The 14807-nt window shown below is 45.8% G+C and carries 12 protein-coding genes and 1 riboswitch; of the genes, 4 read left to right on the top strand and 8 right to left on the bottom strand.

Features of this window, described 5'->3' with window-relative positions:
• Nucleotides 1–2 precede the first annotated feature (2 nt).
• The 8 genes from GC130_RS07995 to guaB form a co-directional block, all read right to left on the bottom strand.
• On the bottom strand, nt 3–965 hold the full coding sequence (locus GC130_RS07995) for a MoxR family ATPase (protein WP_151997751.1): 963 nt from the start codon (nt 963–965) through the stop codon (nt 3–5).
• Nucleotides 966–971: 6 nt separating this feature from the next.
• Entirely contained in the window at nt 972–2324 is a 1353-nt protein-coding gene (locus tag GC130_RS07990; protein ID WP_151997750.1) for a peptidylprolyl isomerase, read from the bottom strand.
• Nucleotides 2299–3174 (bottom strand): peptidyl-prolyl cis-trans isomerase, encoded by an 876-nt coding sequence (locus GC130_RS07985; RefSeq protein ID WP_226940407.1) that lies wholly within the window; start codon nt 3172–3174, stop codon nt 2299–2301. The genes GC130_RS07990 and GC130_RS07985 overlap by 26 nt, the downstream gene beginning before the upstream one ends.
• Nucleotides 3164–5332 (bottom strand): peptidylprolyl isomerase, encoded by a 2169-nt coding sequence (locus GC130_RS07980; RefSeq protein ID WP_193217806.1) that lies wholly within the window; start codon nt 5330–5332, stop codon nt 3164–3166. The genes GC130_RS07985 and GC130_RS07980 overlap by 11 nt, the downstream gene beginning before the upstream one ends.
• 22 nt (nt 5333–5354) lie before the next feature.
• Entirely contained in the window at nt 5355–5771 is a 417-nt protein-coding gene (locus GC130_RS07975) for an ATP-binding protein (RefSeq protein ID WP_151997748.1), read from the bottom strand.
• The gene (locus GC130_RS07970) at nt 5761–6105 is read right to left on the bottom strand and encodes an STAS domain-containing protein (RefSeq protein WP_151997747.1); all 345 of its coding nucleotides are present in this window, start codon (nt 6103–6105) and stop codon (nt 5761–5763) included. The genes GC130_RS07975 and GC130_RS07970 overlap by 11 nt, the downstream gene beginning before the upstream one ends.
• The gene (locus GC130_RS07965) at nt 6102–8201 is read right to left on the bottom strand and encodes a GAF domain-containing SpoIIE family protein phosphatase (RefSeq protein WP_151997746.1); all 2100 of its coding nucleotides are present in this window, start codon (nt 8199–8201) and stop codon (nt 6102–6104) included. The genes GC130_RS07970 and GC130_RS07965 overlap by 4 nt, the downstream gene beginning before the upstream one ends.
• 108 nt (nt 8202–8309) lie before the next feature.
• Nucleotides 8310–9782, bottom strand: coding sequence for an IMP dehydrogenase (gene guaB, locus GC130_RS07960; RefSeq protein WP_151997745.1), 1473 nt, complete (start codon nt 9780–9782; stop codon nt 8310–8312).
• 102 nt (nt 9783–9884) lie between these two features.
• On the opposite strand from guaB, the gene pnuC reads away from it, so the two are divergent.
• From pnuC to GC130_RS07940, 4 genes are all read left to right on the top strand, one after another.
• A complete protein-coding gene (pnuC, locus tag GC130_RS07955; RefSeq protein ID WP_370455767.1) occupies nt 9885–10508 on the top strand; it encodes a nicotinamide riboside transporter PnuC in 624 nt (207 codons plus the stop codon).
• Complete coding sequence (locus GC130_RS07950) at nt 10505–11020, top strand: AAA family ATPase (RefSeq protein ID WP_151997743.1); 516 nt, start codon at nt 10505–10507, stop codon at nt 11018–11020. Before pnuC ends, GC130_RS07950 begins: the two co-directional genes overlap by 4 nt.
• Nucleotides 11021–11093: 73 nt before the next feature.
• Nucleotides 11094–11209, top strand: a riboswitch (TPP riboswitch).
• 53 nt (nt 11210–11262) lie between these two features.
• A complete protein-coding gene (locus GC130_RS07945) occupies nt 11263–13734 on the top strand; it encodes a TonB-dependent receptor (RefSeq protein WP_151997742.1) in 2472 nt (823 codons plus the stop codon).
• Nucleotides 13734–14801, top strand: coding sequence for a DUF6687 family protein (locus GC130_RS07940; RefSeq protein WP_151997741.1), 1068 nt, complete (start codon nt 13734–13736; stop codon nt 14799–14801). The genes GC130_RS07945 and GC130_RS07940 overlap by 1 nt, the downstream gene beginning before the upstream one ends.
• Nucleotides 14802–14807: the final 6 nt, after the last annotated feature.

The following is a 14807-nucleotide window of genomic DNA, read 5'->3' as shown; positions in this document are numbered from 1 at the left end:
CTCTAAAGGAGCCGGGTGATAATCTTCTCTTCGGTTATTCCCTCCGATTCTGCTTTGAAGTTACGCACTATTCTGTGTCTGAGGATAGGCTCCGCCACGGATTGGACATCTTCGATGTCTGGAGAATACTTACCGTTCATAAGAGCATTGCATTTGGCGCCAAGCACAAGGAACTGCGATGCCCTGGGGCCTGCCCCCCACTCGAGGTACTGCTTGGCAAGTTCATCTCCACCGTCGTTCGGTCTGGTTTTATGAACCAGCTTCACAGCGTACTCGATCACATTATCTGCGACAGGAACTCTTCGCACCAGCTGCTGATAGTATTTGATCTCGTCGGCCGTCATTACTTGATCTACAGACTGTACCCGCTCCGAAGTAGTGTTCTTCACAATCTCAATTTCGGAGGCCAGCGTGGGGTAGTCAAGGTTGATATTGAACATAAACCGATCCAGCTGCGCTTCAGGCAGTGGGTAGGTGCCTTCTTGTTCGATGGGGTTTTGCGTCGCCAAAACGAAGAAAGGCTTTTCAAGAGGGTGGTTTTTACCGCCAATGGTTACTGAGTATTCCTGCATCGCCTCTAACAACGCAGACTGAGTCTTTGGAGGGGTTCTGTTTATCTCGTCGGCCAGAATGATGTTAGCGAAAATGGGGCCGAATATGAATTTGAAGTTTCGTTCCTTATCAAGTGTTTCAGCTCCCAGAATATCGGAGGGCATTAAGTCAGGAGTAAACTGTATCCTGTTAAACTTCAAATGCAGCGCCGATGCCATTGTGTGAATAAGCAGCGTTTTAGCCAGGCCAGGTACTCCTACCAGAAGAGAATGCCCCTGACAGAAAATAGACGAAATTAATAGCTTAACTACCTTGTCCTGACCAACTATTACTTTCGAAACTTCCTTTGTTAACTGTAGATATGACTGGTGAAAAGCATCAGCGGCCTCTTTGTCGTTTTTAAACTGAACCATTGTTTATCAGTAATTCTCTTTTAAAAGATTGCAGAAGTCGAATTCTGGATCAACGTCAATGTACACATCTCCCTGTGCTTTACGAAACCACTCAGATAGAATCTTATTTTTTTTGGCGCTTAGTGTAGCCTGATAAATCTTCTGGAAATCTTGCTCCAGGTTTGCCTGGTGGGGCGAAACCTTGTCTTTGTAGTAGATCAGTCTCAAAGCCTGAGTCCCGTCATCTAGCCTGTAGTCAATGGGTGCAGTAATGTTACCAACCTTCATCGTGTCTAAAGTAAAGAAAAGCACTGGGTCGATTTCTTCAACGGAAACTCTCGGAGCTCCGGTACCATCAAGCAGAAAACCGCCGTCGGAAGCTGTCGCCTTGTCGTCGCTATATTCTTTCGCTGCCTTTTCAAAAGTTATTGTCTTTGCCTCAATTTGCGTTTTTAGGCTGTCGAGGTAGTCCCGGGAGGCTTTGATGTCAGCAGGAGAGGGCACAGGAATCATCAAGATGTGCCGACTGTTGTAGGTGTTTCCTCTTCTTTCTACAAGTTGTATGATATGAAACCCAAAGTCGGTTTCAACAGGCATCGAAATTTCTCCTGGCTGCATGCTAAGCGCAGTGGCTTCAAACTCGGGTGCCAAATCTCCTCGTCTGAAGAATCCGAGTTCACCATTGTTTCTCCTCACACTTGGATCCATGGAATACTGTTGGGCAAGTGTAGCCATGCTTTCACCGGCTAGGATTTTATTTCTGATGGCAGTTAACTGTGTGCGAATTTTTTCCTTTTCGACCTCACCAGGCTCAGGAATTTTTACGATTTGGCCAATCGTTACTTCAGTTGAGAAAAATGGCAGAGAGTCGGTGGGAATGGTTTTGAAGAACTTCTTCACTTCTGCTGGTGTCACGGTCAAGTCTTTGGTGATGGTTCCCTGCATTTTTTCCACAACCATCTGCTCCTTTACACTCTCACGAAGCTCGTCCTTGAACTGATCTATGGTTTTCCCGTAGAATTCCTCCAGCCGCTCCTCGGAGCCGACCTGATTGATGAAGAATTGCAGTCTGCGATCCAAATTATTTTCTACATCACCATCTTCCACCATCACAGAGTCGATTTCAGCTTTGGCAACAAGCATTTTATTGATAACCAACGTTTCCAGGGCATCACATCTTGTGATACCTGTAATATCGTTTCTCGATAGCATTTCCAGGTAGGATTTTTCCATGTCCGACCTTAATATGATATAGTTATCGACCTTAGCGATGATCTCATCCAATACCATGGTTTGTTGTCCCATTACTTTTAGGGATGCCACCGCAGTCAAAGCCAGTGAAAGTGCGAATATTCTAGTTCCTGTAAATTTCAAATTCATCGTTTTGTTGCGCCTCGTTTATGATCTCTTCTTCCAGTTTCTTAGCGAGCTCAATTTTACGCTTATTAAGAATAATATTAACTATGTCTTCTCTGATAAACTCCAACGGAGAAACCTGATCAGAGATTTTGTATTCAAGCAGTTTTATGAAGTAAATAAACTTGTCATCCGACGACTCGACGAAAGAATTATCCCGCAAAAACTGAACTTTGTTGGGAATGGTGGCAAGCGGCGTGCTTTTCACCACCTCATCAAAGTTGAGCCAGGCGTTGTCCTCAAGTGAGGAGGATATTGCAAACCTGAAGCAATATGACTTGATTTCTTCCATGTCGGAGTCGGGGTAACTTCTTAACAGACCCCGGATTCGTGAAATTCGTGGGGCCTCCTTGGGAATTTTGACAAAGAGGCACTTGATAATATTCTGCTTCAGCAGAAAGTTCTCAAACTTATCGTCGTAATAGGTTTGTATTTCCTGCTCAGAAACCTCCTTGCTAAGGCGCCTGCTGATCTCATATTTTTCAAACTCATGCACCATGAGGGCATATTTATAGTCAAGCACTTTGCGTTCGATTTCTGCTTCGTTGAATTCTATCTTCGAAGACGCCTTGGCAATCATGAGTTGTTTTTTTATCCAACCATCAACGTACTTCTCAACAAGCTTGACACTGTCTTCAGGAGATAAATTTTCAGGAGCAATTCCCGTGAGGTCCGCTTTATAGAGGTAAGTGTCAAACACACGTGCTACCGGAATTTCCTGAACATTAGCTTCCTCTCCTGATTTTAGCTTTATGAACTCGCAGCTATGCAGTAGAGAAACGAAGAGAATAAAAGGAAGGTATTTACTTTTCATTAAGTTGTTTTACTACATTTTTCCAAGCCCTGCCGTTCACCTTTACCGGGTACTTTGCCTTCAGCTCATTTAGCCACGTGGTTTCCAGAAATTCCTGGTAATCTGAAACCACTTTGCCTTTGACCTCTACCAGATCTTTTCGGGTAGGCTGCTGTATATTCCTTATATACATTATCCTCGAGAAGGCGCCGTCGTTGACGAAATGAATCCCCGCCTTCCAGTATTCTTTGGGAACCAGATTGTTGTCTTTCTCAAGTAGAGTATTTGAAACCTTCAAAGATAGCGTATCCGGGCCATTGAAATATTTTTCTAACACACTTTTTGATTGGGTGAGCAATTCAATTTGCCAGGAGTTGATTTCATCTTCGATAAAGCCGACTCTTGACACCACATCTGGAAATGCGGTCTTTATTTCCTGAATGGTTTTTTCCTTTGTATAAATGTATAGGCCTAACGTGTCAATCGAACTGAATACCTGTGCAAGGCCTGTCTTTGTCGCTCCCCATTCTGTGGCGGTGCCAACCGTGTATTTTCTTAAAAGAAACAATGTGTCGATGGAAGAGTCCATCAGGGTTTCCAGCGCTTTATTTTCACCTTCAATGGCTAACACCTCTGCCCGTTCATTCCATACATAGTCACCCCTGTGCTCTGAGAAAAAGTTGTTCAAGCCCACCGTATCGGTGTTTGCCATCTGCCACACCTTTTCATTCATGACCTCAAACAGCAGAGTGCCATCAAAGTACTCATTGTACAAAAACCGGTAAGCTGGATTAGTGGCATAGAGTTGCTGGAGCTCGATGTCTTCCAGTTTCTCGAGTAAGAAATCGTCCCAAAGCTCAGCAGCATATTTTTCAGCCGTTAGGTGGCTGGTCTTCTTTTGGTTTATCTCCACATACCTAAAGAAATCTTCAGTTGTTAGCTGGGTATCGGCAGCACTAACCAGCACTTTTTTCAATTCTGACCCTTTGGAGTCGTAAGACCAATTACCTTCAATGATCCTGCCGTCTATCAATAAAAAGGCAGCCCTTTTCGGCTCAATAAAAATCTTCACGTTTAGTCGGCTGATCAAACTATCAATAGTTTGATCATTTCTGCTGGAGGAGCGGTCATCGCCCGAAATGCGTGATTCAATCATTGCCCTTACCTCTTCCAAAGGCGGCACTGGCTTCTTCTCCGCCAGTTTGATGATGTGCCACCCATTTTGTGCCTTGAGAGGCTCGGAAATGTCGCCGGGCTTGTTCAAACCACTTGCCGCCGTATAAAATGATGCTGGTAGCTGCCTAAAGGTTAGCCAGGGTAGTTCTCCACCTTTGCTTTTGTTGGAGGCTTCGTCGCTGTATTGTGCTACCAAGGTGTTCCAGTCTTCACCTTTGTCGAGTTTTGCTTTTACCTCCGTAGCCCTGGTGTACGCCAATGTTGAATCGGTATTTATTTTGAAGAATATATGGGCGAGTTTAATAGACCCCAGGGCTTTTCGCCTTGAATGGACATACACAACGTGGTAACCGAACGATGTTTTGAACGGGTCAGATACTTTTCCGGGCGCTGTTTTAAAGGCCGCATTTTCGAAGGGGTACACCATTTGGAAGGCTCCAAAATAACCCAAATAGCCATTGTTTTGCGCAGCCGACGGATCTTGCGAATATTGTTTGGCCAATGTGGCAAATGATTCTCCATTACCTACCCTTTTTTTGATGTCAAGAAGTAGGTTGTATGCTTTGAGAGTATCTTCAGGTGAGGCATTCGCTGGAATTTCTATGAGGATATGGGAAGCCTCCACCTCCTCCAGGGTGCGGCTGTAAGCTTCTCTGACCAGCTCCTCGTTAATGAGGTTTTCGGTCAGGTAAGGTTTTGCCAATTGTTTTTTGTAGCCAGCCATTTCCTCAACAAATGCTGGCTTTTTATCGTAACCAAGTGCTTTTGCCTCCTTTACCTTGAGCCGGAAATTGACATAGAGCTTGAAGTAGTCGTTGAGTTCTTTCTCTGTGAAAGACCCGGAAGTCGCCTGCCGGTTTTTGTTGAAGGCATAGAGAAACTCGTCTGTCGAAAAGGTTTCGTCACCAATCTGAAATAGGTGATCATCTTTCTGGGAGAGTAACGGATTGGATAGACCAAATGAAAAAATGAAAAAGGCAAAAAGGACTCCCTTGGGCTTCATTATTCTGTTCGAGGTGTTTTGACTATTTGTTAAAATCCTTCGTGAGTCTGCAAACATTGTAACCATTGGACTGGTAGAATTCGATTTTATCCATGATCCGGTTAACTAGCATCAGGCCAATGCCTCCCTTTTTCTTGGTTCTGATAATATCTGACAGCGAGGGCTCTTTGTACTGAGCCATGTTGAATGCCTCACCGTGGTCTTTTATTTCAAATACTGTCGTTTTATCTGCTTTGAATTCGACCGAAATTTCAATGGATTCGTTGGCATCGCACCCATGGGAATGAATGATTAGGTTAGCGCACACCTCGTCCACAGCAAGCACAACCTTGTGACTTTCCACATCGGAAAGGCCATGCTGCCTCAGCAAATCGTCAACGAATTGACGAATTTCCTGAAGTTTATCAGTACTGCACGATGCCTTATAATTATATAACATTTAATAAACCCTTAGCGGACTTTTCGTCATCAACAATTTTTAAAAGCTGATCGAGACCCAAAATTTGAAAAACATGGAAAACCTTGTCCTGCAAGCCGAAAATAACCATGTTAATTTCCTTTATTTCCAGTTCTTGTATGTACGACATAAATACTCCCAGTCCTGCAGAAGAAATATAGTTAAGCCCAGAGCAGTCGATCATTATTTTTTTGAAGCCATCAGATACAGCGTTCTGGATGGTTGCATCGAGCTGAATAGATGAACTTGCATCCACTTCGCCTCCAACGCTAATGCACACATATTCTTTGTCTTCTGCTGTAGAGATTTCAATCATTTTTTAGTTTTTACGGATTCAACACTTTTAACGTTTTCATGCCCAGTGAACTTTACGATGAGCATGGTATAATCATCGTCCAACGATCGTTTTCCACAGAAATCGTATAAATCATCAATGATTCCGTCCTTTATTTTGTCGGGCGATAGGTTAGCATGCTTAAGTAGAGAGGTGCGGAGGCGATCGTAGCCAAATTCCTCCTGGTTCTGATTAGTGGCTTCCGTAATACCGTCAGTGTATAACACAAACACATCCTCCGGCTTATAGTAGAACTCATTAACCTGAACATAGTCTTCGAAGGAAGAGTTTCGTAATATCCCCAACCCCAGACCCTTATTCTTGAAGAAGCTGGTCTCCCTTGTACGGCCATCCAGATATAAAGTTGGGCAGTGCCCTGCTCTGGTGAACCTGACGATTTTACTTTTTGTATCAATAATGAAATAGGAAGCAGTAATAAACGAGGTTTTTTCAAGGCACCTACTTAATGCACTGTTGGCTTGCACCATAAACTCCTTCGGCTCCAGGTCGAGCTGGGCAAGGCTGTGGAAAATCCCCTTCATCTGGCTCATATGGAAGGCCGCTGACGTGCCTTTGCCGGAAACGTCGGCTATGATAAGGGCTACTTTATTGTCGTTGATGCGAAAGGTGTCGTAATAATCGCCCCCTACTTCATCGGCAGCCATAGAAAATGCCGTAATGTTATAGTCGTGGTTTTTATCCAGCGTTTGAGGTAAAAGGCTTTTTTGAACCCGGGAGGCAATTTTCAGCTCTTCCTTGTACCGTTCGTTTTCCAGGGCCTCGTTTAACAGGCGAAAGTTTTCAATCGAAATGCTCGCCTGATTCACATAGGTGTTAATGATGTCGATCATTTCCTTGTTGAAGGAGTCATCGACCTCTTTTAGCAAGGCAAGTGTCCCTATTTGCTCGTTTTTAACAATGATCGGATAAACCAGTATTGACTTGAAGGGCACTTTTTTCAGCGTAGCAGTTAGCTTTTGACTGCTAGGGTTCCGTTCAAGTTCGGAATTGAGGATGCGTTTGAGCGTGCTGTTTTGAGCCGCCTCCTTTATTTTATCAATGAGGTCTGGGTTGAGGTTTCTTACCAGCAACTCCTGCTTGCCAGCTTTGGCATCAGTCACTTCTAGCCAGGCAGCGTCGGCAAACACAGCGCTTACAGCACTATCAAGCAGTATTTCGAAGACCTGTTCTTCCTTTTGTCCGGTTGGGATGGTTTGGCTCAACCGCTGGAAATTGATGACCTCTTCCAACTTGCTCTCAAAAACGGAGGAAGTGGGGAGGTTGAATAGGATAACAAGGACAGAAAAAACGGAGTAAATGAAGATGAAGGCGAAGACTGCCAGCACGAACACATTGTTGAGGAGGTCGGTGATCAGCACAGACTCATTGGAATAACCAACCAGGCTCATGAAGAAGTACCACAGATAAATGATAACCAGCAGTAGAAACAATATACTTTTCCACTTTTGCTTGAAATTGAGATAGGCGACCCATTTCAAATTGACAGACAAGATCAACCCAATGCCAACGAGCAAGAGAATTACTGTGTTAAATGGAACATCGAATAACTTGTATCCGGAAAACTCAAAGGCTAGACTTAGAAAAAGAAAGTATTCAAAGAACTGCCAGGTGCGCAGTAGCTTCTTGGATTTCTGATAGAGGATCAGCCTTTTCCAAACAATGAAGGTGGAGATCAAAAACGCCAGGATCAGCCCCAGGTTGACAAGGTAAAAGAAGTTGATTAGCAGAATGTTTTTGGTGAGCATGGAGCCACCAAAAACATAGAAAAAGAACTTGATCGACAGTGAAACGATGGTAGTAAGGAGGCCCGTTACAAATACCCTCCACAACAAGTCGATAAAATTGATGCTCTCCGCTTTGCCAATGCTGTAGCGATAATAAACGCCAACAGACAAGATAAAAAGGATGAGAAAAGCGTGGGGTAAGAACTGCGGTATCCCCAATGAGGCGTTGTTCTTCTGATCGAAAAGGATCGACAGGTTGGTCAATAGCAGCAACGTCCAGAATATAATTCCGAAGGCTATGCTAAGTCTGACGATGCTTTTGTTCGACAACATCCAATAGTGTTACACCTGTTTGACAGGGCAATTTAAATAAATCACTAATTACTGTAAAAATATAAAAGCTGCCCAAAGACAGCTTTTATTATGCTATGGTGATAATTATTATCTCGACGAATAATTGGGAGCCTCTCTGGTGACGGCAATATCATGCGGATGACTTTCACGCACACCAGCGGCAGTAATTTTCACAAAATGGGCTTTCTGCAAGTCTTCGATGCCAGCAGCACCACAATAGCCCATGCCCGCCTTCAGTCCGCCAACGAGTTGGTATAGAACTTCCGACACCAGGCCTTTGAAAGGAACACGGCCAACAATACCTTCCGGCACCAGTTTCTTCACGTCGTCCTCAGCATCCTGGAAGTAACGGTCTTTTGAGCCACTTTCCATGGCTTCGACTGAGCCCATTCCTCTGTATGTCTTGAATTTCCTTCCTTCGTAAATAATGATCTCCCCGGGTGCCTCTTCTGTCCCAGCCAGTAGCGACCCAATCATGATGCTGCTGGCACCACCTGCAATGGCCTTCACCAGGTCACCAGAGAAGCGGACGCCGCCGTCGGCAATGACTGGCACTCCGCTGCCCTTGATAGCTTCTGCGGACTCTACCACTGCTGATAGCTGAGGTACGCCCACACCAGCAATGATTCTGGTGGTACAGATACTGCCCGGGCCTACGCCTACCTTCACAGCGTCGGCACCTGCATCAACAAGCGCTTTGGCCGCTTCGCCAGTAGCAATGTTTCCGACAATCATATCAAGGTCGGGATAGGCCTTCTTCACCCTTTTGGCTGTGTCAATAACTCCTTTGGAATGACCGTGTGCGGTGTCAATACTGATTACGTCCACGCCAGCTTTTATCAACAAATCAACCCGATCCAAAATGTCCTCTGTAACGCCCACCGCAGCTCCTACTCTCAGCCTGCCAAACTCATCCTTACATGCATATGGACGATCCTTTTTCTTTAAAATGTCTTTATAGGTAATTAAGCCACTCAGTCTGCCCGACTTGTCGACGATGGGAAGCTTCTCAATTTTAAACTCCTGCAAAATATCCTCAGCCTGCGCAAGGTCGATGCCCACATCTGCAGTAATCAGCTTACCTGTGGTCATTACGTCCTTTACCGGCACGTTCATTTTTTTCTGAAAGCGCAAATCCCGGTTGGTAATGATGCCAACCAGTTTTCGATCTCCGTCAATGACCGGAATACCCCCAATCTTGAATTCACGCATGATAGCGACGGCATCGCCTACTGTCGAGTTCACATCAAGCGTGATGGGGTCGAGGATCATCCCACTTTGAGAGCGTTTCACTTTTCGCACCTGCTCGGCCTGGGCCTCTATCGACATGTTTTTGTGAATGAAACCAAGACCACCTTCTAATGCCATAGCAATGGCGAGAGAATATTCGGTGACCGTGTCCATAGCCGCAGACACCAGGGGCACATTAAGTCTGATATTTCTGGTAAGTTGCGTCGAAGTATCTGTCTGACGTGGAAGTACTTCAGAATACGCTGGGAGTAATAGTACGTCGTCGTAAGTGAGCGCTTCGTACTTGAACTTGGAGTTATTGAGGGCCATTTGCAAATAATAATTTACGTGATATTATTTGCGGGGCAAAATTAAAGATATTAAAGATTATTCGGAACGGTTAGTTCGAAATTAATTTTAACGAAAGAATATTTGGGCATGGAGTGGTTTCTGGAAGGATTGAAAAGTGGCGTGCAGCAAATGACCTGGCTGGAAGCAATAGCCGTATTCTTTGGGCTTTTGAGCGTGTGGTATTCAATGCGGAGAGACATTTTGGTTTTCCCTACCGGAATAGTAAGTACCATCATTTTTGTCTATATCTGCTTTCCGGCCAAACTTTATGCCGACATGGCCATCAATGTTTATTACACTGCTATGAGCGTGTATGGATGGATTCTCTGGAGTAAAAAGATTCCTGGCGAAGAGGCTCTTCCTGTAAGCTATAATAGCCGAACAGAAAATGTGATTACGGCCTTTTTCCTGATTGGGTCATTTGCTTTCTGGTATTACATTCTTACCCAACATACCGATAGTGACGTGCCCTTGTGGGACTCTTTGACCACGGCCATTTTCATTGTGGGCATGTGGCTCATGGCAAAAAAGAAGGTGGAGAACTGGGTGGCATGGATTCTCGGCGACCTGATTTCCGTGCCACTTTACTTCTACAAAGGGCTATTGCTGGCCAGCTTTCAGTTTTTCATTTTCACAATAATTGCCGTGGTGGGACTTGTCGCCTGGATAAATGATGTGAAGCAGCAAAAGAAGGAGGCTGTATGACCAAAAGGATCGCCATCATCGGCCCCGAATCGACTGGCAAGTCAACTTTGAGCCAGCAGCTGGCAGCCCATTTTCAAACACAGTGGGTACCCGAGTTTGCCAGGCAATACCTTATCGACATTAATCGACCGTACGAGGAAAGTGATTTGTTGACCATTGCAAAAGGTCAGAAAGCGAAAGAGGAGCAATTATTTCGAGGCGCCAACAACTTTTTGTTTTGCGACACCACACTTATCGTCGTTAAGGTGTGGAGCGAACATAGCTATGGCCGATGTGACCCCTGGATTGCAGAGCAGGTTGATCAAATGCAATACGATTTTTTTCTGCTGACCGACATTGACATGCCCTGGGAAGAAGATCCCCAGAGGGAACATCCGCATATGCGAAAGTATTTTTTTGACGTTTACCGAACCTACCTCGAGAAGGAAGGTCTCCCTTATACGTTAGTCAGTGGCAATGAGGCAGAAAGGCTCCAGTTGGCGATTGCGAAAGTCACCTCATTGACTGTTTGAAATAGGCTTCAATTCACAGCTGTCGGCTCCATCGATTTGATTCCTATCTAAATTCTTCCTTACCTTAGCAGCGTAATTTTACCAGGGGTGCCCTATCTGCCAGTAGGCGGAATAAGTTCGGGCTGAGATTATACCCTTTGAACCTGATCCGGGTAATGCCGGCGCAAGGGAAAGGAGGTGAAACGTTAAGGTGGCAGAAACCCCTTGATGCCACTGATGTTTAACCGCAAAATTTAAAGTACATGTTTAACAAAAAAATGTTAGGCGTCAGCTTATGGCTGGCACTGACGGGTGTGTTCGCCGGAGCGAATGCCGATGCCCAGTCGCTTTCAGGCAAAGTGACTGACGCAGAAACGAATGAGGCCCTACCGGGGGCTAATGTGGTCATTGTAGGGAGTGGAAAAGGAGTTTCCACCAATAATTTGGGTAATTACTACCTGACAGGACTGCCTACAGGGCAGGCAACTATCAAAGTGTCATTTGTAGGGTATGAAACGGTCGAGAAAGCAATTTCACTTGGTACAGAGGAAGTCATGAACTTTGGCCTTTCCAAAGACTTGCTGCTCGATGAAGGCATCATTGTGTCCTCAACACGGGCCAATGAGAAAACACCGATGACATTTTCCACTATTTCCAACAAGGAAATAAAGGCGCAAAACCTCGGCCAGGACATGCCGATGCTGGTTAACTGGTCGCCATCGGTGGTGACTACTTCCGATGCAGGGGCTGGAGTTGGTTACACCGGCATCCGGATCAGGGGAAGCGACGCTACCCGGATTAATGTGACCATTAATGGGGTTCCGCTCAATGATTCAGAGTCGCACGGCACTTTCTGGGTCAATACACCCGATCTGGCCTCGTCTACCAACAATATTCAGATCCAGCGGGGCGTGGGTGCTTCGACCAATGGAGCAGGGGCGTTTGGCGCCACCATCAACCTCCAAACTTCCATGCCCTCCACCGAAGGTTTTGGTGAGATCAATAACTCTTTTGGCTCCTACGGCACAAGAAAACACAACATTGTGTACAACACCGGTCTCATCAAGGACCACTGGTCGTTTGAAGGCAGGCTGTCAAAAATTGCTTCCGACGGTTATATCGACAGGGCGTCGTCAGATTTACAATCTTATTTCCTTTCCGGAGGCTATTACGGCAAGAAAACCATTGTGAAAGCGCTTGTGTTTGGAGGCAAAGAAGTTACCTATCAGTCGTGGTGGGGTACACCCGAAGCGAGACTCAACAACGACGAGGAGGGTATGCAGGAGGTGATCGCCAACAACGGGTATTCGCAGGCTCAGGCAGACAACTTGCTGAACTCAGGCCGCACTTTCAACTACTATCAGTACGACAATGAGGTTGATAACTACCAGCAAGACCACTACCAACTGCACCTGACGCATCAGCTTAGTAAAGAGTGGTCGGTGAATGGTGCATTGCATTACACCTATGGCCGTGGCTATTATGAACAGTACCGGGAAGGTGACGATTTTTCCGACTATGGACTTGACCCGATCGTAATAGAAAATACTACTATTGAGACCACAGATTTGATTCGCCGTCGCTGGCTTGACAACGACTTCTACGGGTTTACCTATAGCATCAACTACAGTGGCCAGAAGTGGCAGACAACGTTGGGCGGAGGCCTCAACGTGTATGATGGAGATCACTTTGGCGAGATCATTTGGGCCAGGTATGCAAGCAATTCCGAAATCAGAGACAGGTATTACGAAAGCAATGCGCTGAAGAAGGACTTCAATAGCTACCTGAAAGCCAACTATCAACTTACCGACAGGCTGAATGCCTACGGCGATCTGCAAATCCGCACGATTGGCTACACTACCGAAGGGGTTGACAGCGACCAGGCCGCTATTGATGTGGACGAGAATTTTTTCTTTTTTAATCCAAAGGCGGGTCTTACTTATGCGCTTGAAGAGACTTCCCAGCTTTACGCCTCCTACAGTGTGGCGCACAGAGAGCCTATTCGAAGCGACTTCATCGATGCTCCTGGCGGAAACGTGCCGTCGCCTGAAATGCTGGGCAACTGGGAAGCTGGATACAAAACGGCCGGTGAGCGCTACTCGGCTGGTGCCAACCTCTATCTGATGGACTACCAAGATCAGTTGGTATTGACTGGCGAGGTTAACGACGTAGGCTCGTCCGTCCGCACCAATGTAGCCGACAGCTACCGGGCTGGGCTCGAACTACAGGGCTCCGTGCAGTTAAACAACCAGCTCACCTGGAACGCCAACCTGACGCTGAGCAGAAACAAAATCAAAGAGTTCACTGAAGTGCTTTACGACTACGGCACCAACTTTGACGAATACAACGAGATCAGAAATGTTTATAAAGACACCGACATCTCTTTCTCTCCTAATGTCGTTGCGGGGTCTCAGCTTTTCTACCGGCCGATTCCGGCGTTTGAAGCAGGGCTGCTTACCAAGTATGTTGGCCGTCAATTCATGGACAACACGCAGATGGAATCCCGCTCTATCGATCCCTACTTTGTCAATGATCTCCGGTTTACCTATGACTGGAAACCAGCATGGGTAGAAAGAATAGGCCTCAGCTTGTTGGTGAACAATGTTTTCAGCACACTATACTCCTCTAATGGATATACCTTCGGATATTTCGGGGGCGCTTATGAGGTGCGGGAGAACTACTATTATCCTCAGGCAACGAGGAACTTTCTGGCAGCTTTATCTGTGAGGTTTTAATGGAATTCATTCCGTTTGCTGAAGCCAAAAAACTTGATCACCATCAGGTGATTGGAGTAGACTGCTTCCTTCCGGGGAGGCTCAATTTGAGCCACTGGAGGGGAGCAGGCCCTCCTGCTGAACTGGCCGAGGACACCAGTGCTGCCATTGCTATCAATGCTGTGGTAAAAGGCGCCGTTCCAGTTGAAGCGAGGTTTGTCACCAATAACCACTTTGATGTCGATGGGTTTATTGGCATTTGGTCGCTGCTGAACCCGAAACTGGCGCTAATGCACCAGCAGTTGTTAAAGGCAATGGCTTTACTAGGCGACTTCAGGGAGTTGCCCGAAAATGCGGAGCTTGCTGATCAGGCGCTGAAACTTGTGGTATGGCTGAATAGCGTAGAAAAGAGAAAGTTTTATGCCCCTTTCGGAAAAGCTTATCTGGAAGAGGAGGCATGTGTTGAAAAGTACATCTTCTTTTTGTCAGCGTTTGAAGAGGTATTGATTGACCCGGAGGCATTTCGGGAAGATTGGGAAGAGGAATATGAGATGGTCAGACAGCACTTATCGCTATTGGCCAACCAGGGTAGTTTGAAGTTCTATGAAGACATAAGGCTGTTGGTGGTTCGTGCTCCAAAGCCACTTCATTATTATGCTCTTTTTGGAAAGTCGGCGACGGCAGACATGGTGCTGACCATTTACCCGGAAAGCCAATATGAGTTGGAATACAAATACACTACCTGGGTAGACGCCTTCGGCCGAAAGCCTTACCCGAGGATTAACTTTCAGCTGCTTATGGATAAGCTAAATGGGCTGGAAATTTCCGGCGAAAAGTGGACAGGTGCCGACGTAACAGACACCGGGCCTATTCTTCGCCTTGGCCCTTCTATTAATGACAAGGAAATACGTTTTGATCACCCTTTTAACAGACGGTTCTACTCATCGTCTATTGCTCCGGAGTTGCTGGAAGACACTATCGTTTCTTTTTACCACAAGGCCTACCAGTCAACAGAGCGAAAGAAAATATGGACATGGCAGGAAATAAGACAGGTGAATGAAAGGCTTATGAAAACCTGGAGGAAATAGTCATCT

It is taken from the genome of Imperialibacter sp. EC-SDR9 (assembly GCF_902498805.1).
GTDB lineage: Bacteria > Bacteroidota > Bacteroidia > Cytophagales > Cyclobacteriaceae > Imperialibacter.
This window is presented reverse-complemented; position numbering and strand designations above follow the sequence as displayed.

Bases quoted from the DNA above. Each gene is read 5' to 3' on its own strand.
- GC130_RS07995 (WP_151997751.1), bottom strand. From the start codon at position 965: ATGGTTCAGTTTAAAAACGACAAAGAGGCCGCTGATGCTTTTCACCAG.
- GC130_RS07990 (WP_151997750.1), bottom strand. From the start codon at position 2,324: ATGAATTTGAAATTTACAGGAACTAGAATATTCGCACTTTCACTGGCT.
- GC130_RS07985 (WP_226940407.1), bottom strand. From the start codon at position 3,174: ATGAAAAGTAAATACCTTCCTTTTATTCTCTTCGTTTCTCTACTGCAT.
- GC130_RS07980 (WP_193217806.1), bottom strand. From the start codon at position 5,332: ATGAAGCCCAAGGGAGTCCTTTTTGCCTTTTTCATTTTTTCATTTGGT.
- GC130_RS07975 (WP_151997748.1), bottom strand. From the start codon at position 5,771: ATGTTATATAATTATAAGGCATCGTGCAGTACTGATAAACTTCAGGAA.
- GC130_RS07970 (WP_151997747.1), bottom strand. From the start codon at position 6,105: ATGATTGAAATCTCTACAGCAGAAGACAAAGAATATGTGTGCATTAGC.
- GC130_RS07965 (WP_151997746.1), bottom strand. From the start codon at position 8,201: ATGTTGTCGAACAAAAGCATCGTCAGACTTAGCATAGCCTTCGGAATT.
- guaB (WP_151997745.1), bottom strand. From the start codon at position 9,782: ATGGCCCTCAATAACTCCAAGTTCAAGTACGAAGCGCTCACTTACGAC.
- GC130_RS07950 (WP_151997743.1), top strand. From the start codon at position 10,505: ATGACCAAAAGGATCGCCATCATCGGCCCCGAATCGACTGGCAAGTCA.
- GC130_RS07945 (WP_151997742.1), top strand. From the start codon at position 11,263: ATGTTTAACAAAAAAATGTTAGGCGTCAGCTTATGGCTGGCACTGACG.
- GC130_RS07940 (WP_151997741.1), top strand. From the start codon at position 13,734: ATGGAATTCATTCCGTTTGCTGAAGCCAAAAAACTTGATCACCATCAG.